Origin of the sequence: Stutzerimonas kunmingensis, assembly GCF_014764705.1 — a bacterium.
Lineage (GTDB): Bacteria > Pseudomonadota > Gammaproteobacteria > Pseudomonadales > Pseudomonadaceae > Stutzerimonas.
Genome location: NZ_JACXXG010000047.1, coordinates 1 through 22,900, shown reverse-complemented (window position 1 = coordinate 22,900; position 22,900 = coordinate 1). Strand labels below are relative to the sequence as shown.

The window sequence follows — 22,900 nt, the reverse complement described above, 5'->3', positions numbered from 1 at the left end:
CTTGACGACCATAGAGCGTTGGAACCACCTGATCCCTTCCCGAACTCAGTAGTGAAACGACGCATCGCCGATGGTAGTGTGGGGTCTCCCCATGTGAGAGTAGGTCATCGTCAAGCTCCTTTCCCAAACCCCCGACCCGCGTAAGCGGGTCGGGGGTTTGCTTTTGGGGCAGAGAAAAGCACAACGCGCTAAGAAGGCGGTGCTGGAATTGCCGATAGTGCAGCTGAACTGCAGTTATCTTGTGCTGTTTTCGTCTGCCTGGAGCCGGGGGGGCGACCAACCACCAACCCTTCAATTGCATTGCTGCATTGCTGCATTGCAAGCTTATAAAGTTCATTCAGGTCGGATGCTTTGGGGTGGTGTTAAAACAGAAGCCTGCCCCCGACAACCACGTAGTGTTCAGTCCTAACAGCCCCGAAGTGATGGAGCAGAGCCAGCCGTTGGGTCTTGGCCGGCACTAGCAAATGCTTGAGCTGGAGCCGCCCGCAGCTGTCGTCTAGATACATTGCTCTGGGCTGGGCTTAGGCAGCCCTAGCCGCACAGCGCGACCTAAGGTTGGCGGCAGGCGTGTTGAGAGCACACAGTAGACAGACGCTTCCGCTACACCGTTATTCCCTTTGTCCGGCTTCAAGCATCGTCTCTGGACGAACCCATTGATCGAACTCCTCGCTGGTAAGGTAACCAAGCTCCATGGCTGCTTCGCGCAATGTGGTGCCTTGCGCATAGGCCTTCTTCGCGATTTCAGCTGCCCGGTCATAGCCGATGTGAGGATTCAGTGCGGTTACCAGCATAAGCCCGCGTTCCAGATGCTCGGCCATACGCGCCGGGTCCGGCTCTAATCCGGAAATGCAATGAGCGTTGAAGTTGCGGCATCCATCGGACAGCAGTTGGACCGATTGAAGCAGGTTATGAATGATCACCGGCTTGAATACGTTCAATTGCAGATGTCCTTGACTCGCTGCAAAGCTGATCGTCATGTCATTGCCCATGACCTGGCAAGCTAGCATTGATAAGGCTTCGCATTGGGTTGGATTGACCTTGCCGGGCATGATCGAACTACCTGGTTCGTTGGCTGGCAATCGCACCTCAGCGAATCCCCCGCGCGGACCGGAGCCGAGCAGACGAAGATCATTGGCCAACTTCATCAACGCGACGGCCAGCGTCTTCAGCGCACCGGACATCGCGACCAGCGGCTCATGTCCGGCCAGCGCGGCGAACTTGTTTGGGGCGGAGACGAAGGGGAGGCCCGAGAGAGCGGCCAGCTCCGCTGCGATGGCTTCGGCGAAGCCGTGTGGCGAGTTCAAACCGGTGCCTACCGCAGTACCCCCCTGCGCCAGTTCATAAACAGCCGGCAGGCACTGACGGATCGTGCGTTCGGCGATATCGAGCTGCGCGACGAACGCCGACATCTCCTGGCCGAAGGTAATCGGAGTTGCATCCATCAGATGGGTGCGTCCGGTCTTGATCAGCTTATTGTGTCGCACTGCAAGCTCTGCCAGTCCACCGGACAGTTCTGCAATGGCAGGCAGCAGTTGGCTGTGCACGGCTTTGGCGGCCGCAATGTGCATTGCTGTCGGGAAGCAGTCGTTGGAGCTCTGCGCGCGATTAACGTGATCGTTCGGATGGACTGGCGCCTTGCCGCCTCGGTTGCCGCCGGCCAGCTCGTTAGCGCGACCCGCGATCACCTCGTTGACGTTCATATTGCTCTGCGTGCCGCTGCCGGTTTGCCAGACGACCAGCGGAAACTGGTCGTCGTGCTGACCATGCAGAACCTCATCCGCGGCTTGCTCGATCAGGCGCGCGATGTCGGGCGGCAGATCACCAATTCGATTGTTTACACGCGCTGCAGCTTTCTTGATCAGCGCTAACGCATGCAGCACCTGGATCGGCATTCGCTCGCTACCAATCGCGAAGTTGCTCAGCGATCGCTGCGTCTGTGCGCCCCAGTAAGCCTGTTCCGGTACTTCGACTTGCCCCAGACTGTCGGTCTCTATACGCGTCATGCCATGCTCCTGCTCAATATTGCTGGTTAGGCTGCCCTGCGGCATCGGCAGTTCCGTAGCTTTGCCTTCGGCCGCTTGAGGCATTGGAACTCCGAGCGCAGAATGTGTCCATTGAGGGCTACCTATAGCCAGCCCAAGGATTTCCAATGTCGACTTTTCGTGTCCAGACCCTGCGCGCTGCAGCGCTGTTCATCTGTATCAGTTCATCGGCTTTTGCCGATAGTGCGAGCCATGCGGGAAGTGCAGAACGTTTTCTGCAGCTTGCCAATGCTGACCGGCTCGCCGTACCTGTTTATGCCCAAGTGCAGCAGATGTTTGCGCAGCGTTTTGCCGAAGCGCAGGCGCCAGATACCAAGAAGGCGCTGCTTGAGCGCTATCAGGCTCAGGCCAATACTGCTTTGGACAAGGCTATAGGGTGGGACAAGCTGAAGCCGGATCTGGTCGCTTTGTACACCAACCAGTTCTCCGAAGCGGAACTGAATCAGCTGATCGATTTTTATGAGTCGCCACTCGGTAAGAAGATGCTCAGCAAGCTGCCGGAGCTCAATGCTCGCTCGGCTCAGCTTACCCAGGTCAAGTTGGAAAGCGCGGTGCCGGAAGTGAATAACCTGCTGTCCGAGATGACGGCCGAACTCGAGAAACAGAAGCCTTAAGAGACCCTGCTATGCGCAAGCTCGATTTGATCCAAGACGCCCTGCAAGCCTTGCAGCCCGAGCAACTTGAAGTGCTCGATGAAAGCCACACACACAGTCGCGGGCAGGAAACACATTACAAAGCCGTGATCGTCAGCGAGCAGTTCACCGGACTGAATTCGGTCAAGCGCCACCAAAAGGCTTATGCCGCGATGGGGGCACTGATGCAACAGATCCATGCCCTTGCGCTGCATACCTATACGCCTGAGGAGTGGGCGCAACAAGGCACGGCCCCGGCATCACCGGTTTGTGCTGGTGGGCATAAATAGCGCGCCGTCTCGCACGGGACCATTCTTGCCTTTCTTTGTTAGACTTCCTCCCCGCGCCGGCCCACGCCGGCGCTTTCGTTTGTATCCGGTCCACCCTTTACGCGGGTGACCACTGCCGGAAGTACCCATGACACGAAAAATCGTTGTGGCAGCGCTGTACAAGTTCGTATCGCTGCCTGATTACCTTGCTCTGCGCGAACCCTTGCTCGAAACCCTCACAGCACATGGGATCAAGGGGACCTTACTGCTCGCGGAAGAGGGCATTAATGGCACGGTCTCCGGTACCCGCGAGGCCATCAATGCGCTGCTTGAATGGTTTCGGCTCGATGACCGCCTTACCGACATCGACCACAAGGAATCGTACTGCGACGAGCAGCCGTTCTATCGCACCAAGGTCAAGCTGAAGAAGGAGATCGTCACGCTCGGCGTTGAGGGTGTCGATCCGAATCGGCAGGTTGGAACCTATGTCGAGCCGCAAGACTGGAACGCGCTGATCGCCGATCCGGAAGTGTTGCTGATCGACACCCGTAACGACTACGAAGTGGCAATCGGTACGTTCGAAGGTGCGGTCGACCCGAAGACCAAATCGTTCCGAGACTTTCCTGACTACATCAAGGCTTACTACGACCCAGCAAAGCATAAGAAGGTCGCAATGTTCTGCACCGGCGGCATTCGCTGCGAGAAGGCGTCGAGCTATATGCTTGGTGAGGGCTTTGAGGAGGTTTATCACCTCAAGGGCGGCATCCTCAAGTATCTGGAGGAGGTGCCGGAGACGCAAAGTCGATGGCAAGGCGACTGCTTCGTGTTCGATAACCGCGTGACCGTGCGGCATGACCTCAGCGTCGGTGAGTTCGATCTGTGCCATGCCTGCCGCGCACCGCTATCCGTGGAAGATCGTCAATCGGAGCACTACGCTGCGGGTATCAGCTGTCCGCATTGCTGGGATACGTTAAGTGAGAAGACGCGCGCCGGCGCTCGCGAACGGCAGAAACAGATTGAGCTGGCGCGTCAGCGCAATCAGCCGCATCCCATCGGCCGCGACCCGCGAAAACTAGACCGCTGAGCCAACTGGCTGCTGCGCCACAGCCTGCCATTGGAGTATCGAAGTGGCCCGACTGATCTATGTGATGGACCCAATGTGCTCCTGGTGCTGGGGATTCGCGCCGGTAATGACGGCGCTGGCCGAGCAAGCCGCGGCTCAGGGCGTATCGCTAGGGCTGAGGGTGGGCGGGCTGCGTCGCGAGCAGGGCGTTATGGATCAGGCAGGGCGGCAGCGCACGCTGTCCTACTGGCAGGCCGTGCACTCGGCGACAGGTCAGTCGTTCAATCTGGATAAGGGCTTGCCTGACGCGTTGATCTACGACACGGAGCCCGCCTGCCGTGCGCTTGTCGCTGCTCGCAGCCTCGATGAATCTCGCGTCTGGTCGCTGTCATTGGCGATTCAGCAGGCGTTCTACCAGCACGGGTTCGATGTGACCCTGCCAGCGGTGCTGGTGGACCTGGCCGAGACCGCAGGTCTTTCGCGGAGTCAGTTCGCCGAGCGTTATGACGACCCGGCCACCAAGGCAGCCACCGTGGCTGACTTCACCTGGGTCGAGAACCTCGGCATTGCCGGCTTCCCCACAGTGCTGGCCGAGCACGAAGGGCAACTGGCGCTGGTCACCAACGGCTATCAACCGCTGTCTGCACTAAGCCCGCTACTGGAACGCTGGCTGGAGCGTAACGCCCATGCCTGACCAACTCAGCTGGGCAGAGATACGCCGGCTCGCATTGCACCATCGCAAAGCGCTGATCCTGGCGAATCTGGTTGCCGTGCTGGCGACGCTCTGCAGTGTGCCGATTCCGTTGCTGCTGCCGCTGTTGGTCGACGAGGTGCTGCTCGGAGCGGGCGACTCGGCGCTGCAGATCATGGATCGCTTTCTGCCTGCCAGCTGGGAAACCGCTGTCGGCTATATCGGGCTCATGCTCGGCGTGACCCTGGTATTGCGGTCTTCTGCGCTGGTGTTCAACGTGCTGCAGGCGCGCCTGTTCGCTCGGCTTTCGAAGGACATCGTGTACCGCATTCGCGTGCGCCTGATCGAGCGGCTCAAGCGCATTGCCCTGGCGGAATACGAAAGCCTCGGCGGCGGCACGGTAGCAGCGCACCTGGTCACTGATCTGGAGACCATCGACAAGTTCATCGGCGATACGCTCAGCCGTCTGCTGGTGGCCGTGCTGTCGATTTTCGGCACGGCGGCCATTCTGGTGTGGATGCACTGGCAGCTGGCGTTGTTGATTCTCCTGTTCAATCCGCTGGTGATCTACGCCACGGTGCAGCTGGGCAAGCGCGTAAAGCACCTGAAGAAGCTGGAGAACGACAGCACGTCGCGCTTCACCCAGGCGCTCACGGAAACCCTCGACGCCATCCAGGAAGTGCGCGCCGGCAACCGGCAGGGATTCTTCCTCGGTCGCCTGGGTTTGCGCGCGCGGGAGGTACGCGACTACGCGGTTGCTTCGCAGTGGAAGACCGACGCGTCCAACCGTGCCAGTGGCCTGCTGTTCCAGTTCGGCATTGACGTGTTTCGCGCCGCGGCAATGCTCACTGTGCTGTTTTCCGATCTGTCGATCGGCCAGATGCTGGCGGTCTTCAGCTACCTCTGGTTCATGATCGGTCCGGTGGAGCAACTGTTGAGCCTGCAGTACGCCTTCTACGCAGCTGGCGGTGCGCTGGGCCGCATCAACCAGCTGCTGGCGCGGGCGGACGAGCCGCAGTACGCCGGAGGACGCGATCCTTTCGCCGGCCAGACGACGGTGGCGATCGATGTACGAGGTCTGCGCTTTGCCTATCAGGATGAACCGATTCTGGAAGGGCTTGATCTCAGCATCGCGCCGGGCGAGAAGGTCGCAATCGTCGGAGCCAGCGGTGGCGGCAAGAGCACCCTGGTGCAACTGCTGCTGGGCCTCTATCAGCCGCAGGCCGGGCAGATCCAGTTCGGCGGCGTGGCGCTTGAAGAGATCGGGCTGGGCACTGTGCGCGACAACGTTGCAGTGGTGCTGCAGCACCCTGCGTTGTTCAACGACAGCGTGCGAGCCAACCTGATGATGGGCCGCGAGCGAGATGACGACGCCTGCTGGCGGGCGCTGGAGATCGCTCAGCTGGCTGACACCATTCGTCAATTACCGAACGGTCTGGACAGCATCGTCGGCCGCTCCGGCGTGCGTCTGTCCGGCGGTCAGCGGCAGCGCCTGGCCGTAGCACGCATGATCCTGGCCGAGCCGAAGGTCGTGATTCTCGATGAAGCCACCTCTGCGCTGGATGCGGCGACGGAGTATGCCCTGCACCAAGGCCTCAATCGTTTCCTTCAGGGGCGTACGACGCTGATCATTGCCCATCGCCTGTCGGCGGTGAAACAGGCGGATCGTGTACTGGTCTTCGACGGTGGCCGCATCGCCGAAGACGGCGGCCACCAGCAGCTCATCGCCGAGGGTGGGCTTTACGCTCGGCTCTATGGGCACCTGCAGCACTAGCTGTTGCAGGCACGTCATTCACCCGCAGCGGGTCACCGAGTTCGCCGCTGGGGCTTGGCTGAAAGCCGCAGCTGATCCGCACCCATAGGTGAATGTCCTGGCGGCGGCCGCGAAAGGCGAAGGTCGTTGGCACTTACCGTCAGTCTTAAGGCGCCAAAAATATCCAGCCGCAACGCTCAACTATTAGTAATCTCTGCCGACTTCCCATTCGTGCCTCTTTTGTGGAACTTCTCTGATGGAACCAGTGCTGAATTCACTCACTAATCTCTCGGTCGGCAAAAAGCTCATCGGTGGTTTCGGCCTGGTACTGCTGCTCACGCTTGGAGTGGCCGGTACCGGGTTCGTTGCCGTCGATGAAATCCTTGGCCGGGCCCGGCAGATCGAGCAGCTTTCCAGCGTCAACGCCTCCATCCTGGCAGCGCGTGGTGCCGAGCGGGACTACGCGCTGACCCGTCAGTCGTCTTCAGCCGAAGCGCTGCACGGCTCGCTGCAGCAACTGAATCAGAAGCTCGCCGGCCTGACCACCAGCTCCGATGCCGCCGAGCGGGCCTATCTGATGCGGATCAGCCAGGCTGCGGATGAATACGCGCAAAAGTTCGACCGTTACATGCAGCTGATCGAGCGCGGCGTCGCGCTACGTACGCGGATGCAGGAGGCCGCTCAGGTCAGTCGCGAGGAGTTCGAGTTCATCGAGCTGGACATGTACGATGCGGTACGGGTGCTGCGACTGGAGGGAGATCGGCTCAAGGGAAGCGATCCGCTGACCGTCGCCGAGGCGACTTCGGGCCTGACCAAGCAGATCCTGGACATGCGTACTCTGGAGAATGTCTACGTTGCCAACAGCTCGGATGAAGCAGCCACCAGCTGGAGCGACTTGCACGGGAACGTGACCACCATCGGCAGCAATCTCAAGATCTGGCTGAACGATGACCAGAAGGCTTCCATGGACAAGGCCTTGGCCGAGCTGGACCAGTACAGGCTGGCGTTCGACGAGTTCCGTCAGAATCGTAGCGAACGCCTCGCGCTCGAACAGTCAATGGCCCAGCAGTCCGAAGTCGTGATCGCTGCTGCCGACGAGGCCTTGGCCAATGCCAGCAGCGCCATGCAGCAACAGAAAGGCAGCAGCTACATGTTGCTCGGCGTGATTGGCGCGCTGGCCATTCTCGTCGGCCTGCTGGCCGCCACGGTGATCTCGCGAATGATCGTCGGCCCGCTTCGCAGCACCGTCCAGCAGGCACAGCGGGTCGCCAGCGGTGATCTGACGTACTCCGCGGCAAGCTCGCGTCGTGACGAGGTCGGGCAACTGCAGAACGCCATGCACGACATGACCGAAAGCCTGCGCAACCTGATCGGTCGTATCGGTGGCAGCGTCAGCCAGATCGCCGCAGCCGCCGATCAGCTTTCGGCGGTGACCGCGCAAACCAGCGCCGGCGTACAGACTCAGCGCGTCGAGACCGAGCAGGTGGCCACCGCGATGCACGAGATGGCTGCGACGGTGCAGGAGGTTGCACGCAATGCCGAGCAGGCTTCCATTGCCGCGCGCCAGGCGGATCAGCAGGCGCGGCAGGGCGATCTGGTGGTGCAGGATGCCGTCGGACAGATCGGCAACCTGGCCGGCGAGGTGAATCAGTCGGCACATGCGATCGAAGCGCTGCACGCTGAAAGCGGGCGTATTGGCAGCGTGCTCGAGGTGATTCGAGCGGTTGCCGAGCAAACCAATCTGTTGGCACTCAATGCGGCCATCGAAGCGGCCCGTGCCGGCGAGCAGGGCCGCGGCTTCGCCGTGGTGGCTGATGAGGTTCGTGCCCTGGCGCGGCGTACCCATGATTCCACCGAGGAAATCGAGGGGCTTATCGCCAACCTACAGCGGGTTGCGCAGCAGGCGGTGGAGCAGATGCAGAGCAGCCGTGACCTGACTCAACGGACCGTAGATCTGGCCAACGAGGCCGGCGTCGCGCTTGGCCGGATCACGGAGTCGGTGTCGACCATCGAGCAGATGAACCAGCAGATCGCGGCAGCTGCCGAGCAGCAGAGCGCCGTGGCCGAGAACATTTCCGAGAGCGTGACCCGCGTGCGGGATATCGGTGACCAGAGCGCCAGTGCCACCGAGCACACCGCCAGTGCCAGCGCCGAGCTGGCACGCCTGGGACTGGAATTGCAGGAACTGGTTCGTCAGTTCCGCACCTGACCCGCGTAGGGATGTATGCGGCTCAAGCTCCTTGAGCCGCTTTCTTCAGCGACCGCCGTTCAGTTCAGCGGCCCAGGCGGCCAGAGGTAGCGCTGGCTCCTGCTGCCAGATGCGCTGCCACAGGCTGACGAGGCGGCTCATGTCGCCCCGGTTGGCCGGCAGTCGTTCGGGTTGCGCGATAAGCTGCCAGCCTTCGGCAGATCGCTCTGCCAGCGGAAAGCGGAATGGATGAAAGCCGGTCATGCCCAGCCGCAGGTCGGTCACCAGTAGCTGATCGCCATCCACGTCATAGCGCAGCACGTTTCCGGTAAACCATTTCAAGCGTTCGTGCTGCTCTGAGCCATTGAGCTCCACGGCCAGCTGCGCGTTGCGTGGAAGCCGCACGAGGCTGGGTGGTGCAGCATCCCACCAGCTGACCAGCGTTTCGTAATAGTGCTCGCCATCCACCAGAATCACCCGCCACAGCAGGCTGTTGAAGGGTGTTGGTGTGCTGAACATCTGCTCCGCCTGGATCCCCTGGCTAGCCATGGTCGCCTGCACGCGGTGCTCGGCCATCTGTTTGCCGGCCAGGGTGAACCCCAGGTAACAGGTGGAAATGGCCAGGGCGTAGGCGGGCCATCTGGCCCTGCGTCCGCGCAGGCCAAACAGCAGACCCGCCAGCACCGCAATGAGCAGTGGCACGCTGTAGAGAGGATCGATGATGAATACGCTGGACCAGGCGATAGGCGACGTGATCAGTGGCCAGAGCAGCTGCGTGCCATAGCTGGTGAAGGCGTCCAGCAGGACGTGAGTGATCAGCACCAACCAGATGCTGAGGAACAGTCGTGTAGCGGTGTATCGCTCGTCCGGGCGGAATCGCCTGATCAGACAGGTCAGCAGAACGGCGAGCAAACTCAGCACGAACAACGAATGGCTGAAGCCACGGTGATAGGTCATGTTGGCGACCGCATCGCCGTAGTCGATGACCACATCGAGATCCGGCAGAGTGCCGAGCACCGCGCCGTAAGCGAGCGCCTTGCGACCCTGCCAGCGACCGAGCATAGCGCCTTGTACACTGGCACCGAGTAGAGCCTGGGTGATCGAGTCCATGTTCTGATCCGTTGGGGCGGGCGTTTACCTTAGCCGAACGGCTGCCGGCAGCTGACGGCCAATGTTCTAAAAAGTGTGTCGGCGGCGCGCAGGACAATCACCGACACCCATCGTCTGCCGCGAGCTTTCATGCTGGAAATTTCCAATGCGGTGCAGTTGCCGGATGCCGAGATCGAACTGACTGCCATCCGCGCCCAGGGTGCGGGCGGGCAGAACGTCAACAAGGTTTCCAGCGCGTTGCACTTGCGCTTCGACATCCAGGCGTCGTCATTACCGCCGTTCTATAAGGAGCGGCTGCTGGCCCTGCGCGACAGCCGGATCACCAGCGAAGGCGTGGTCGTCATCAAGGCGCAGCGGTATCGAACCCAGGAGCACAACCGCCTCGATGCGCTGGAGCGACTGGCTGAACTGATTCGCAGCGTGGCCAAGGTGGAGAAGGCGCGCCGCCCGACCAAGCCGACGCTCGGCTCGAAGAAGCGCCGGCTCGAAGGCAAAACCAAGCGCGGCGCGATCAAGGCAGGGCGGGGGAAGGTCGACTTCTGATCGGCCTGTGTCGCCACGCCGCCGCGGAGCAGCCGGCTACAGGGTGCCGGTCCGTGGTGGCATCGGCTCGTCCTGCGCGACCGGATGCTCGTCGACCATTTCCGCCTCGTTGGCCGGCGCAGCATCAGCTTCGACTTCCGGGGTGTCGGGCATCAGCTCCAGCACGGTATGGCTGGTACGCAGCATGGGTGTGAAATGACCGTGCGGCTCGGTGACCAAATCCACTACGCGACGCGGGCGCCAGAACGAGTAGATCGCGAGGATGCCCAGCGACACGGCGAAGAATAGTGGCAGGGCGATATGGCCGAACAGGTGCATCAGACCACCGGCCACCACCGGGCCGAACGCCGCACCGAAGCCGTTGGCCAGCAAAAGGCCGCTGGAACCCGAAAGGATTTCGTCCGGGTGCAACTGATCGACCATCTGCGCAACGGCTATCGAATAGATCGAAAATGCCAGCCCGCCCCAGAGAAACATCAGCCCCAGCAGCAGCGAGCCGGACAGGATCGGTGTGATCACCAGCGCCAGGACCGCCGCGATCGCCACCACCCAGAGCAGCACGACACGCCGGTCATGCTTGTCCGAAAACAGCCCGATTGGCCATTGCAGCACCGCGCCGCCGAGAATCGTGATGCTCATCAGCAGGCCGACACCGGCGGCATCGAAACCGACCTGGCTCGCATATACCGGCGCCAGACCCCAGAAACCGCCCAGCGTGAGCCCGGAAATACCGGCCGCCATCAACGGCAGCGGGGCGATGCGCGCCAGTTGCAGCAAATCGGTGGCTGGCATGTCCGGCAGCGCGGGTTGCGCCTGGCGGGTCAGGGTGATCGGCATCAGCGCGCTGCTGATGAGGATGGCGGCCAGCGCGAACAGCGTGAAGTTCATCGGCGTGTCGAGGCTCAACAGCTGTTGGGCAGCCGCCAGCGCGCCGAGGTTAACCGCCATGTATAGGGCAAAAACCTGGCCGCGCTTTTCGCCGCTGACCTGCGCGTTCAGCCAGCTTTCGATGACCATGTACAGCGTGACCAGCGACACCCCGTAGAGCACCCGCAGTACAAGCCACACCCACGGGTTGACGATCAGCACGTGCACCAGTACGGCGACCGCCGCCAGCGCGGCATAAAAGGCGAAGGTGCGGATGTGGCCGATGCGGCGGATCAGCGAGGGCGCCAGCCAGGTGCCGATCAGGAAGCCGGCGAAATAGCCGGACATCAGCAGGCCGATCATGCCGGTGGAGTAGCCTTCGGCAACGCCGCGCAGCGTAAGCAAAGTATTGAGCAGCCCGTGCCCGAGCAGGAGCAGAGCCACGCCAGCGAGCAGGGAGCTGATAGGTGCGATCAAGGTTTTCATCGGGACACCCTAAATAACGAGATGGCTGAAAACAAGTCGCGGCGCGTCCTGCGTCGAGCACAACGAAATGCAACTGTTTGATTTGTAGATGATTGAGGCGGGCCGGGCTGTCGTGCCTCCGCCCAGGGCAGAGCGCATGTTCAGGACTCCCGCGTCAGCGTGTTCTCCAGCGGCTCGGCGTGACGCACAGCCTGGTTCAGTAACTGCACAGCCTCGGCTACGGCGCAGCGATCCAGCGCGCCGTTCAGCAAGGTGGATGCCTGTTCGAGGATCGCCTGGGCGTGGTGCAGGATCACCCGTTCGTCCTCGGCGTCCGTCGCGCTGAAGAGGAGGTTCTTGCACGCCTGAAGCAGGGTCAGCAGCACCTGCAGGTCCTCTTTGCCGTATGCACGCAGCGAGCCGAAGGCCAGCAGGAGCATCTGATGCAGATCGAGCTCGCTGAGGAAGACCCGTGGCGCACCCTGTTCGGGGGCGACATCGTAGTCCGGCAACTTCATTCGTTCGCTGAGCAGCACGCCTATCATGTCGATCGCCTTGATCGCCGTTCCCGGATCATTGATGCCTGGGCTTAGCGCGCGTACGGCAATCTCGATGATCTGCTTGAAGCCGAAGAAAAAATGCCGGTGGGCGTATTCCTCGACGTAGAAATCGAAACAGTCGAGCAACTGCGTGACGCATTGTTCGTCCAGCTCTTTGCTCAGCCGGATCAACGGATGGCCGGGCATGACGAAAAAGCCGTAGTGCACCTGCACGGTCATACAGGCGTCCTGTTCGTTGAGCAGATCCTGCACCGCAGAGATGTTCAGCGCCTTGAAATAGCCGGAGCGCCGCGCCCGGACGGTCTGCCAGCCGCTGTCGTCCGGCCAGTCGGCGACTTCGCAACGCTCCAGTCGCTCCCGTCGTTGTTGCAGCTGGGCGTAGGTCTGCTTGTAAACGCGATTGAGGATGTAATCCACCTGGATCGACAGCGATATGGAGCGAATGAAGTACACGAACAAACACAGGCAGATCACCGCGAGCCCCAGCGCCAGGAAGATGCCCAGGCTCGGTACGTTGATGTCGTCGCCTTCCTGAATGGTCGAGATCAGCATCAGCGAATCGATGATCGTGCCGAGATAGACGCCGAGCACCACTTGATGGCTGCGGCTGCTGATCAGCCCGGGAATGACTCGCGGTGACAGCGACGAGGCGGCCGAGTTGAGCACCACCATCACCATCGAGAAGCTGAACACCATCAGCGAAATGATCCCGCCGACCAGCGTGCCGAGGATCAACCGGGCGTTCTCGGCGTTCTTCACCAGCCCCAGATCCAGGTCTTCCTTGTACGGCTGCAGCCAGGTCATCTCCAGCAGGATCGTAACGACGCAAAGGACGGCCAAGCCGAGGGCGATCAGGGTCGGGTAGAAGGCGATGCTGCCGGTGACTCGGTGATACAGCCGGAACAGTCGATTGGTCAGTGCGGACATGGTGGCTCCCTGCGATGGTCCGCCGAAGCGGGGCTACCCGCCTTTCGGCAGCATCCGGCGCGTAACGTTCGCTCACGCCTTGTCGTCGGGAACGAGAGTCGCGATCAGTGCACGAACGCTACCGGGCAGCGCGTCCAGTTCGCGAACCAGAATGCTGCGCTCGCGCACCGCCCAGGGTTCTTCCAGTGCCACCAGCGCAAGCTGCATGGTGCGGCTGTGCCGCCTTGCCGCGGATTCGGGAATGATGCCGATGCCCACACCGGCCTCGATCATCCGGCACACCGCTTCGAAGCTGGAGACCTGGATGCGCAGCGATAGCTGACCACCGAGCCTCTCCACCTGATCGCGCAGGAAGGTCAGCAGCGTGCTGCCCTCATGCAGGCCGATGTGCTGGTAGGCCAGCGTCTGGCGCAGCGTGACCTGTCGCTCGCCCGCCAGCGGATGGCCGATCGGCACGGCGAGCAGCAGGCGGTCGGTGCTGAAATGCAGCACCTGCAGTCCCTCGGCGCGTACCGGCCCGGCGATGATGCCCATGTCGGTGCTGCCGTCGAGCACGCCACGGACGATGTCGCGGCTCAGCCTTTCCTGCAGGTCAACGCTTACGCCGGGGCGCTCGGCGAGAAAGCCCGCCAGCACTTCCGGCAGAAATTCGGTCACCGCGGTGGTGTTGGCGAAGATACGGATATGTCCGGCCGAATCGGTGCCGTATTCGGTGAACTCACTCTTCAAGTAATCGACCTGACGCATGATCAGCCGCGCGTGCTGCAGCAGCTTGTGTCCGGCCGGCGTCAGCTCGACACCGCGGCTGTCGCGATAGAGGAGGCGGCTGTCGAGCTGGCTTTCCAGCGCCTTGATGCGAGCGCTGGCCGCTGCCGGTGACAGATGGGCACGGCGCGCGCCCTGGGTCAGGCTCGGGGATTCGGCGATATGAATGAACAGGCGCAGGTCCGCCAGATCGAAATGCATGCTTGATACCGGTACTTGGAACGGCGTTCAGCTTAGCCGAACGCCGGTGTCGGTAAATGCAAATTCACGGAACGCCGCCTTCATAGCATTCTCCAGTGAAACAAAGACAACGACCGGAAGCCGCAATGACCGATATCTCTGCCTGGATTGGCCGCAGCGAAGAAGTCCACGACCAGCTCAGCCGCAACCTGCTGATGCGCATCGCCGCCACATTCGGCGAAACCACCCCCGCTCATGGCGAGGCGTTGCCGCCGTTGTGGCAATGGTGCTTCTTTCAGGAGCCCATCGCCGAGAGCGGCCTGGGCGGGGACGGTCACCCGGCGCGCGGCGGCTTCCTGCCCCCGGCCGATAACCGCAACCGCATGTGGGCCGGCGGCCGGGTCGAGTTTCTTCGTCCGCTGGAAGCCGGTGGCGAGGCGCGGCGGGTATCGACCATCAAGCACATCGAGGAAAAACACGGGCGCACCGGTGCGCTGCTGTTCGTCACCGTGCAGCACGACTACCTGCAGGACGGCCGTCTGGCTATCCGCGAAGAGCAGGATATCGTCTACCGTGAGCCGAGCCCGCCGAAGACCAGCAGCGGCGAACCCATGGTCGCCGGTGGCTGGCGCGAAGCGGTCACGCCGACGCCGACGCTGCTGTTCCGTTATTCGGCGGTCACCTTCAACGGCCATCGCATCCACTACGACTGGCCCTACGTCACCGAGACCGAGGGCTATGCCGGCCTGGTCGTTCACGGCCCGCTGATCGCCACGCTCAACCTGCGCGCCTTCTGCAGCGCCAATCCCGACGCCCGCCTGCGCCGCTTCGCCTACCGCGGCCTGCGCCCGCTGACCGCGCCGCAGCCGTTCGAGGTCGGCGGACGCATCGTCGCTCCGGGCAACGCCGAGCTCTGGGCCGGCGACCACAACGGCCTGGCGCAGAAAGCCGAAGTGGAATTCGACTGAGGTGTATGGCGGGACTCTGCCCCCTCGCCCTAACCCTCTCCCCAAGGGGGCGAGGGGACTGGTCGGTGTGTCCGTTTCTAGATGGGTGTACATGCGATGCCATCTGCCAGGGCATAACCTCCGACCGTACACCGGATAGCTCCCTCGCCCCTCTGGGGAGAGGGCTGGGGTGAGGGGCGACCTCTCTAACAACGAGAACGTATCGAGATGACGACGAATCACAACCACCAAGACGCCAGGCACGAAGAACTCAATTTCATCCGTGAAGGCGTGCGTGCCCTCTGTGCCGAATTTCCCGCCGAGTACTGGCGCAGGATCGACGAGGAGAAGGGCTTCCCGGAAGCCTTCGTCACGGCCATGACTGAAGCCGGCTGGCTCTCGGCGATGATTCCGGAAGAATACGGCGGCTCGGGCCTGGGCCTGGCTGAAGCATCGGTGATCCTCGAGGAAGTGAACCACTGCGGAGGCAACTCCGGGACCATCCACGGGCAGATGTACAACATGTTCACCCTGCTCAGAAACGGCAGCGAGGAGCAGAAGCGCTACTACCTGCCGAAGCTGGCCAGCGGCGAGCTGCGCCTGCAGTCCATGGGCGTGACCGAACCCACCACCGGCACCGACACCACCAAGATCAAGACCACCGCCGTGCGCAAGGGCGACAAGTACGTGATCAACGGGCAGAAGGTGTGGATCTCGCGCATCCAGCACTCCGACCTGATGATCTTGCTGGCACGCACTACGCCGCTGGCCGAGGTGACGAAGAAGTCCGAAGGCATGTCGATCTTTCTCGTCGACCTGCGTGAGGCCATCGGCAACGGCCTGACCGTGCAGCCGATCGCCAACATGGTCAACCACGAGACCAACGAGCTGTTCTTCGACAACCTGGAGATTCCCGCCAGCAGCCTGATTGGCGAGGAGGGCAAGGGCTTTCGTTACATCCTCGATGGGCTGAATGCCGAACGCACGCTGATCGCCGCCGAGTGCATCGGGGACGGCCGCTGGTTTGTCGAGAAGTCCGCCGCCTATGCCCGCGACCGCATGGTGTTCGGCCGGCCTATCGGGCAGAACCAGGGGGTGCAGTTCCCCATCGCCGAAGCGCACATCGAAATCGAGGCGGCGGACCTGATGCGCTGGCGCGCCTGCGAGGAATACGACGCCGGTCGGAATGCCGGGGCGGCGGCCAACATGGCCAAGTACCTGGCGGCCAAGGCCAGCTGGGAGGCCGCCAACGCCTGCCTGCAAACCCACGGCGGTTTCGGCTTCGCCAACGAATACGACGTCGAGCGCAAGTTCCGCGAGACCCGGCTGTACCAGGTGGCGCCGATCTCCACCAACCTGATCCTGTCGTACGTGGCCGAGCACTTGCTCGAGTTGCCGCGCTCGTTCTAACGGAGCCAAACGTAGGGTGGAAAACGGCGAAGCCTTTTCCACGCGTATCGAACAGGCGACACAGGTGGTGGAAATGCTTCGCGATTTCCACCCTACGAAAGAGGGAAGTGCGTCATGAATATCAGCCACCTCGACCATCTGGTCCTCACCGTCGCCGATATCGAAAAGACGGTGGACTTCTACACCCGCGTGCTCGGCATGCAGCTGGTGACCTTCGGCGAAGGGCGCAAGGCGCTGACCTTTGGCAATCAGAAGATCAATCTGCATCAGGCCGGGCGCGAGTTCGAGCCCAAGGCCGAGCGGCCGACGCCGGGTTCGGCGGACCTCTGCTTTATCGTCGCCACGCCATTGGATCGAGTCATTGCGCACCTAGAAGCGCAGGGCGTCGCCATCGTCGAAGGTCCTGTGCAGCGCACCGGCGCGACCGGACCGATCCGCTCGGTGTACGTGCGCGACCCCGACCAGAACCTCATCGAACTGTCCAATCCGTTAGAGAATCCGCTGGAGCCCAACGCATGAGCCAGCACACCCGTGCCCTGACCGAATTCCTAGCCGGGCTTGCCTACGAGCAGATCCCCGAGCCGGTGCTCGCCCGCACCGAAGACCTCTTTCTCGACTGGCTCGGCTCGGCCCTGGCCAGCGCCGGATCGCATCCGATTCCGCTGTTTGAGCGTTACGCGCAGAGTATGGGCCCGGCCGAAGGGCCGGCGCGCATTCTGGTCAACGGCCAGAGCAGCTCGGCCTATTTCGCCACGCTGGTGAACGCCGCCAGCTCGCATTTGGTGGAGCAGGACGACCTGCACAACAGCTCCGTGCTGCACCCGGCCACCGTGGTGTTTCCCGCTGCGCTGGCCGCGGCGCAGGATCTCGGCAAGTCCGGCCGTGAACTGCTGGTGGCCTCGGTGGCCGGCTACGAGGCGGGCATCCGCATCGGCGAGTTCCTCGGCCGCTCGCATTACCGCATCTTCCACACCACCGCGACGGTCGGCACCCTGGCCGCGGCGGTGGCCGTTGGCAAGCTGATGGATTTCGACCAGCAGCAGTTCACCCATCTGCTCGGCAGCGCCGGTACGCAAGCGGCGGGGCTGTGGGAGTTTCTCCGTGACGCGGCGGACTCCAAGCAACTGCACACCGCCAAGGCGGCTGCCGATGGCCTGCTCGCCGCCTACCTGACCGCCGATGGCCTGACCGGCGCACAGAACATCCTCGAAGGCGAGCAGGGCATGGCGGCGGGCATGTCCCGCGATGCCGAGCCGAGCATGCTGTCCGACCGGCTCGGCAGCCGCTGGGCGCTGGCGGAAACCTCGTTCAAGTTCCACGCCTCCTGCCGGCATACCCACCCGGCGGCCGATGCGCTGCTGGTGCTGATGCAGCGCGAAGGGCTCGGGGCCGATGACATCGCCTCGGTCACCACCCGCGTGCACCAGGGCGCGATCGACGTGCTCGGCCGCGTGACGGTGCCGCAGACGGTGCATCAGGCCAAGTTCTCCATGGGCACCGTGCTGGGGCTGATCGCCCTGTACGGCAATGCCGGCCTGACCGAATTCCACAGCCATGCGCTCAGCGACCCGCGTGTCGGCGAGTTCCGCGAGAAGGTCTCGATGACGCTCGATCCCGAGGTGGACGGCGCCTACCCGGCACGCTGGCTCGGTCGCGTCGAAGTGACCACCGCCGATGGCCGCACGTTGCACGGCGCCATCGACGAGCCGAAGGGCGACCCGGGCAACACGCTGAGCCGCGCCGAGCTGGAGGACAAGTTCCGCCGCCTGGTGCAGTTCTCCGCGGCGCGCAGCGATGACCAGGCGGGCGCGCTGATCGATACGGTCTGGCGCCTGCGCGAGCTGCAGCGGCTGGACGCATTGGCCTGAACTGACTCGTAGGGTCGATGACGGCGAAGCCTTATCCACCAATGTGGCGCCAGAGCCCCAGGGGCTTGAACAAACGCGTGGAAATGGCTTCACCGATTTCCACCCTACGCCGAATTTGCAGGAACCGAACATGAACGACACCCAAGCCAAACCCCGCCCACTCGATGGCATCACCGTGGTCAGCCTCGAGCACGCCATCGCCGCGCCGTTCTGCACGCGCCAGCTGGCCGATCTCGGCGCGCGGGTGATCAAGATCGAGCGGCCCGGTGCCGGCGATTTCGCCCGCGGTTATGACGAGCGGGTCGACGGCCTGGCCTCGCATTTCGTTTGGACCAACCGCTCCAAGGAGAGCCTGACCCTGGACGTGAAGCAGGATGCCGCCACGCAGGTGCTCGACCAGCTGCTGGCGGGTGCCGATGTGCTAGTGCAGAACCTGGCGCCGGGCGCCGCGGCGCGCATGGGGCTGTCCTTCGACGCGCTGCACGAGCGCTTCCCGCGGCTGATCGTCTGCGACATCTCCGGCTACGGCGAGGGCGGCCCCTACGAGCAGAAGAAGGCCTATGACCTGCTGATCCAGAGCGAGGGCGGCTTTCTCTCAGTCACCGGCGGGCCGGGTGAGACCGAGATGGCCAAGGCCGGCTGCTCCATCGCCGATATCGCCGCGGGCATGTACGCCTACACCGGTGTGCTCTCGGCGCTGATGCTGCGCGACAAGACGGGCAAGGGCAGCCGCGTCGACGTTTCCATGCTCGAAAGCCTGGTGGAGTGGATGGGCTACCCGTTGTACTACGCCTATAAGGGCGCGACGCCGCCGCCGCGTGCGGGCGCCGCTCACGCCACTATCTACCCCTACGGCCCGTTCCCCACTGGTGATGGCGGCACGGTGATGCTCGGCCTGCAGAACGAGCGTGAGTGGCTGGCGTTCTGCGACAAGGTGCTGCTGCAGCCGGAACTGGCGCAGGACGAGCGCTTCTCCAGCAATGCCCGGCGTTCCGAGCATCGCACCGAATTGCGTGCACTTATCGTCGAGGCGTTCAGCCACCTGAGCGCCGAAGAGGTGATCGCCCGGCTGGATGCTGCGCCCATCGCCAATGCGCATGTCAACGACATGGCCGGTGTCTGGGCGCATCCGCAGCTAAAGGCGCGCCAGCGCTGGAGCGAGGTGGACAGCCCGGCCGGTCGCTTGCCTGCGCTGCTGCCGCCGGGGCGCAACAGTGCCTTCGCCCCGCGCATGGACCCGATCCCCGCCTTGGGCCAGCACACCGACAGCCTGCTGGCCGAGCTGGGTTACACCCCCGGCGACATTCAGCGCTTGCACGAGCAGGGCGCGGTATGAGCAGGGCGCGGTATGAGCGTGCCCAGGAGCCAGCCCATGAACTCATCGATCATCCGTAGCGCGCTGTTCGTCCCGGCGACCCGCCCGGAGCGCATTCCCAAGGCGCTGGCGAGCGGCGCCGACGTGGTCATCGTCGACCTCGAGGATGCGGTCGCGGAGAACCTTAAGGCAGAGGCGCGGGGCAACCTCGATGCCTTCCTGGCTGCCAACCCGGCGGCGCGCCTGCTGGTGCGCATCAACGCGCCAACCCATGCCGAGCAGGCCGCGGACCTGGCGCTCTGTGCCCGTCATGCCGGCGTCGCCGGCGTGCTGCTGCCAAAGGTCGAAAGCGCGGTGCAGGTTGCACTGGCGGCCAGCTGCGGCAAGCCGGTCTGGCCAATCGTCGAAAGTGCCCGCGGGCAGGCCAATCTGGCGGAAATTGCCCACGCCCAGGGTGTCGAGCGGCTGTCCTTCGGCGCGCTGGACCTGGGCCTCGATCTCGGCCTGGCCAATGGCAGCGCCGGCGCCGAGCGCATGCTTGACCAGGCACGCTATGCGCTGCTGCTGCAGTCGCGATTGGCCGGGCTGGCAGCACCGCTGGACAGCGTCTTTCCCGACATCAAGAACCTCGAAGGCCTCGCCCGTGCCGCTGCCGACGCCCGCGACATGGGCTTTGGCGGCCTGCTGTGCATCCACCCGAGCCAGGTGGCCGTGGTGCACGAAACCCTGATGCCCAGTGCCGCGGAACTGGACTGGGCACAACGCATCCTCGCCGCTGGAGCTTCCGGCGATGGGGTTTTCGTGGTGGACGGACAGATGGTCGACGCCCCCGTCATCGGCCGTGCCCGTCGCCTGCTGCAACGTGCCGGGCAAGCGGTGCCCTGACCGCAACGCTTGCCCGCGAAACGTACCAACCGACAAAAACAAGAGGGTACTTCCATGCTGAGTAACAAGCTCAAGGCACTCGCCTGCGCGCTTTCTTTCACTGTCGCCGGGCTGGTGCATGCCGCCGACCCCGTGACCATAAAGTTCGCCCATGTGGTGGCGGACAACACACCGAAGGGGCAGGGCGCCGTGCTGTTCAAGAAACTCGCCGAGGAACGCCTGCCGGGCAAGGTGAAGGTCGAGGTCTACCCGAACTCCTCGCTGTTCGGCGACGGCAAGGAAATGGAGGCCCTGCTGCTCGGTGACGTGCACATGCTGGCCCCCTCGCTGGCCAAGTTCGAGCATTACGCCAAGGCCATCCAGATCTATGACCTGCCGTTCCTGTTCGACGACCTGGCGGCTGCCGATCGTTTCCAGAGCGGCCCGCAGGGCAAGGCGCTGCTGCGCGCGATGGAGGACAAGAACATCACCGGTCTGGCCTACTGGCACAACGGAATGAAGCAGCTCTCGGCGAACAAGCCGCTGCGCGAACCCAAGGACGCGCGCGGCCTGAAGTTCCGCGTACAGGCCTCGGCGGTTCTCGATGAGCAGTTCAAGGCGGTGCGCGCCAACCCCCGCAAGATGAGCTTCGCCGAGGTCTACCAGGGCTTGCAGACCGGCGTGGTCAATGGCACCGAGGACACCTGGTCGAACTATGAAAGCCAGAAGGTGCACGAGGTCCAGCCTTACATGACCGCGTCCGATCATGGCCTGATCGACTACATGGTGATCACCAACACCAGGTTCTGGAAAGGCTTGCCGGATGACGTGCGCAGCGAGCTGGAAGCGATCATGGCCGAGGTCACCGTCGAGGTTAACCGCCAGGCGGACGAACTCAATCAGAAGGCGCGCCAGACCATCGCCGCCTCCGGCAAGACCGAAATCATCGAGCTGACCCCCGAGCAACGCGCCCAGTGGCGCGAGGCGATGAAACCGGTGTGGAAGAAGTTCGAGAGCGAGATCGGCGTCGAACTGATCGAGGCGGCCCAGGCAGCCAACCGCTCCTGACACCAAACCATCCGCCTGAGCGGGGCGCAGTGTGCTCCCGCCCAGGTTCTTATCGGTCAACCGTGCGGCGCCCGTCCAGATGAGACGGGCCTGCTTTTTTTACCCAGACGAACGCTTATGCTGACCGCTCGACCAACGTAAGGAGACGCCGGCATGAGTCGTTATGCCTTTGTCAGCACGCCGGTGCTGGATATCGCTTATCTCGAATGGAATCCCCGCGGCCAACAGGTCGTCGTGCTCGTTCACGGCTGGCCGGATTGCGCGGAGAGCTGGACCCAGGTCGCCGAACGCCTGGCCGCAGCAGGCTACCGCGTGCTCTGCCCGACGCTGCGCGGCTTCGGCCAGACGCGTTTCACTGATCCGTTGACCCCACGCAGCGGTCAGCTCGCCGCGCTGGGCCGTGACCTGCTGGATTTCATCGACGCATTACGCCTCGACCAGCCGGTGCTGGTCGGCCACGACTGGGGCGCACGGGCGGTGGCTAATGCCTGCGGGCTGCGCCATCACGCCGCCGCACGGCTGGTAATGCTCGCGGTGGGCTACGGCACCAATGACCCGAACCAGCACATCTCGCTCAGCCAGGCGCGCAACTACTGGTACCACTGGTACATGGCCACCCCGCGCGGCGAGCAGACGGTAGTCGAGGATCGCGCGGCCTTCACGCGACTGCTGTGGGATACCTGGTCACCGGCCGGCTGGTACAGGGAGGCGGATTTCATCCAGGCGCTGGAGGCGTTCGACAACCCGGACTGGGCTGCCGTGGTACTGCACTCCTATCGCCACCGCTGGGGCTTCGTCGACGGCGACCCGGCCTACGCCCAGGACGAGGCGCTGCTGCAACCGCCACCCGTACTCGCCGTGCCGACGCTGGTGCTGCACGGCGAGGCCGATACCTGCAACGCACCGGAAACCTCGGCCGGGCGTGAGGCCTTGTTCAGCGGCCCATACCACCGACAGCTATTGCCAGGCGTCGGCCACTTCCCCCAGCGCGAAGCGCCACAGGCGGTGGCGGAAGCGATTCTGCGGTTCTGTCAGGAGGATTGACACGGCTGTGGTGGAGCTTTTTCAGGTCGCAGGCTGCACAAAGTTTGGTGGCACCAATTTCATGCCTCGTTGGGCTGCTGTATAAACACCCTGCCTCCCTAATAGGCCAGAGCCAGGGAGCTCCGAGGGAGAAGCGGGCGCAATGTTATCAACTACGCCCGTTTGGTGTGTTATGCACCAACTGGTGTCTGATTATAGTTAGGGAGACGCTGAACAATTAGCCAATTCTCACCGTCCCCCTTTTTCAACCCGGTTTTTTCAACCTACCGGCCTTATTCTGCGTTTCTTGGGCCGATTTCTACCCTGATTTTGCTGATTAGCGGGCCAGC

General features: G+C 63.1%; 20 protein-coding genes and 1 rRNA gene. 16 read left to right on the top strand and 5 right to left on the bottom strand.

The window, feature by feature from the left end:
- Positions 1-116, top strand: a 5S ribosomal RNA gene (gene rrf, locus IEG05_RS21425).
- A gap of 492 nt (positions 117-608) precedes the next feature.
- On the opposite strand, the gene IEG05_RS21420 is transcribed toward rrf, so the two are convergent.
- Positions 609-2,003 (bottom strand): class II fumarate hydratase, encoded by a 1,395-nt coding sequence (locus tag IEG05_RS21420; RefSeq protein WP_046622366.1) that lies wholly within the window; start codon positions 2,001-2,003, stop codon positions 609-611.
- A 146-nt stretch (positions 2,004-2,149) separates the two neighbouring features.
- Between IEG05_RS21420 and IEG05_RS21415 the strand changes: the two genes are divergently transcribed.
- The 6 genes from IEG05_RS21415 (at position 2,150) to IEG05_RS21390 (ending at position 8,659) form a co-directional block, all read left to right on the top strand.
- A complete protein-coding gene (locus IEG05_RS21415; protein WP_046622364.1) occupies positions 2,150-2,656 on the top strand; it encodes a DUF2059 domain-containing protein in 507 nt (168 codons plus the stop codon).
- 11 nt (positions 2,657-2,667) lie between these two features.
- Complete coding sequence (locus IEG05_RS21410) at positions 2,668-2,964, top strand: BolA family protein (protein WP_080950628.1); 297 nt, start codon at positions 2,668-2,670, stop codon at positions 2,962-2,964.
- A gap of 127 nt (positions 2,965-3,091) precedes the next feature.
- Positions 3,092-4,027 (top strand): oxygen-dependent tRNA uridine(34) hydroxylase TrhO, encoded by a 936-nt coding sequence (trhO, locus tag IEG05_RS21405; protein ID WP_046622361.1) that lies wholly within the window; start codon positions 3,092-3,094, stop codon positions 4,025-4,027.
- A gap of 64 nt (positions 4,028-4,091) precedes the next feature.
- Positions 4,092-4,700 (top strand): DsbA family protein, encoded by a 609-nt coding sequence (locus IEG05_RS21400; protein ID WP_263481122.1) that lies wholly within the window; start codon positions 4,092-4,094, stop codon positions 4,698-4,700.
- Positions 4,693-6,471 (top strand): ABC transporter ATP-binding protein, encoded by a 1,779-nt coding sequence (locus IEG05_RS21395; protein WP_023447011.1) that lies wholly within the window; start codon positions 4,693-4,695, stop codon positions 6,469-6,471. The genes IEG05_RS21400 and IEG05_RS21395 overlap by 8 nt, the downstream gene beginning before the upstream one ends.
- 235 nt (positions 6,472-6,706) lie before the next feature.
- Positions 6,707-8,659, top strand: coding sequence for a methyl-accepting chemotaxis protein (locus tag IEG05_RS21390; protein WP_046622355.1), 1,953 nt, complete (start codon positions 6,707-6,709; stop codon positions 8,657-8,659).
- 45 nt (positions 8,660-8,704) lie between these two features.
- On the opposite strand, the gene IEG05_RS21385 is transcribed toward IEG05_RS21390, so the two are convergent.
- Positions 8,705-9,748 (bottom strand): metal-dependent hydrolase, encoded by a 1,044-nt coding sequence (locus IEG05_RS21385; protein ID WP_046622354.1) that lies wholly within the window; start codon positions 9,746-9,748, stop codon positions 8,705-8,707.
- Between the two features lie 129 nt (positions 9,749-9,877).
- On the opposite strand from IEG05_RS21385, the gene arfB reads away from it, so the two are divergent.
- The gene (arfB, locus tag IEG05_RS21380) at positions 9,878-10,291 is read left to right on the top strand and encodes an alternative ribosome rescue aminoacyl-tRNA hydrolase ArfB (protein ID WP_046622352.1); all 414 of its coding nucleotides are present in this window, start codon (positions 9,878-9,880) and stop codon (positions 10,289-10,291) included.
- Between the two features lie 36 nt (positions 10,292-10,327).
- Here the strand turns inward: arfB and IEG05_RS21375 are convergent, their stop codons facing one another.
- The 3 genes from IEG05_RS21375 to IEG05_RS21365 form a co-directional block, all read right to left on the bottom strand.
- Complete coding sequence (locus IEG05_RS21375; protein WP_014820620.1) at positions 10,328-11,644, bottom strand: MFS transporter; 1,317 nt, start codon at positions 11,642-11,644, stop codon at positions 10,328-10,330.
- Between the two features lie 140 nt (positions 11,645-11,784).
- Positions 11,785-13,110 carry a DUF2254 domain-containing protein gene (locus IEG05_RS21370; RefSeq protein ID WP_046622351.1) on the bottom strand — a complete coding sequence of 442 codons (1,326 nt, stop codon included), beginning with the start codon at positions 13,108-13,110 and terminating at the stop codon, positions 11,785-11,787.
- A gap of 72 nt (positions 13,111-13,182) precedes the next feature.
- A complete protein-coding gene (locus IEG05_RS21365) occupies positions 13,183-14,076 on the bottom strand; it encodes a LysR family transcriptional regulator (RefSeq protein ID WP_046622350.1) in 894 nt (297 codons plus the stop codon).
- A 125-nt stretch (positions 14,077-14,201) separates the two neighbouring features.
- On the opposite strand from IEG05_RS21365, the gene IEG05_RS21360 reads away from it, so the two are divergent.
- From IEG05_RS21360 to IEG05_RS21325, 8 genes are all read left to right on the top strand, one after another.
- Positions 14,202-15,023: an HTD2 family dehydratase gene (locus tag IEG05_RS21360; protein ID WP_046622348.1), complete on the top strand. Its 822-nt coding sequence runs from the start codon at positions 14,202-14,204 to the stop codon at positions 15,021-15,023.
- A gap of 207 nt (positions 15,024-15,230) precedes the next feature.
- Positions 15,231-16,412 (top strand): acyl-CoA dehydrogenase family protein, encoded by a 1,182-nt coding sequence (locus IEG05_RS21355; RefSeq protein ID WP_046622346.1) that lies wholly within the window; start codon positions 15,231-15,233, stop codon positions 16,410-16,412.
- 114 nt (positions 16,413-16,526) lie between these two features.
- The gene (locus IEG05_RS21350; RefSeq protein ID WP_046622344.1) at positions 16,527-16,931 is read left to right on the top strand and encodes a VOC family protein; all 405 of its coding nucleotides are present in this window, start codon (positions 16,527-16,529) and stop codon (positions 16,929-16,931) included.
- Positions 16,928-18,280 (top strand): MmgE/PrpD family protein, encoded by a 1,353-nt coding sequence (locus IEG05_RS21345; RefSeq protein WP_046622342.1) that lies wholly within the window; start codon positions 16,928-16,930, stop codon positions 18,278-18,280. The genes IEG05_RS21350 and IEG05_RS21345 overlap by 4 nt, the downstream gene beginning before the upstream one ends.
- A gap of 130 nt (positions 18,281-18,410) precedes the next feature.
- Complete coding sequence (locus tag IEG05_RS21340; protein ID WP_046622339.1) at positions 18,411-19,616, top strand: CaiB/BaiF CoA transferase family protein; 1,206 nt, start codon at positions 18,411-18,413, stop codon at positions 19,614-19,616.
- Between the two features lie 36 nt (positions 19,617-19,652).
- Positions 19,653-20,480 (top strand): HpcH/HpaI aldolase/citrate lyase family protein, encoded by an 828-nt coding sequence (locus tag IEG05_RS21335; RefSeq protein ID WP_046622337.1) that lies wholly within the window; start codon positions 19,653-19,655, stop codon positions 20,478-20,480.
- A 54-nt stretch (positions 20,481-20,534) separates the two neighbouring features.
- On the top strand, positions 20,535-21,527 hold the full coding sequence (locus IEG05_RS21330; protein WP_046622335.1) for a TRAP transporter substrate-binding protein: 993 nt from the start codon (positions 20,535-20,537) through the stop codon (positions 21,525-21,527).
- A 153-nt stretch (positions 21,528-21,680) separates the two neighbouring features.
- Complete coding sequence (locus IEG05_RS21325) at positions 21,681-22,571, top strand: alpha/beta fold hydrolase (RefSeq protein ID WP_046622332.1); 891 nt, start codon at positions 21,681-21,683, stop codon at positions 22,569-22,571.
- Positions 22,572-22,900: the final 329 nt, after the last annotated feature.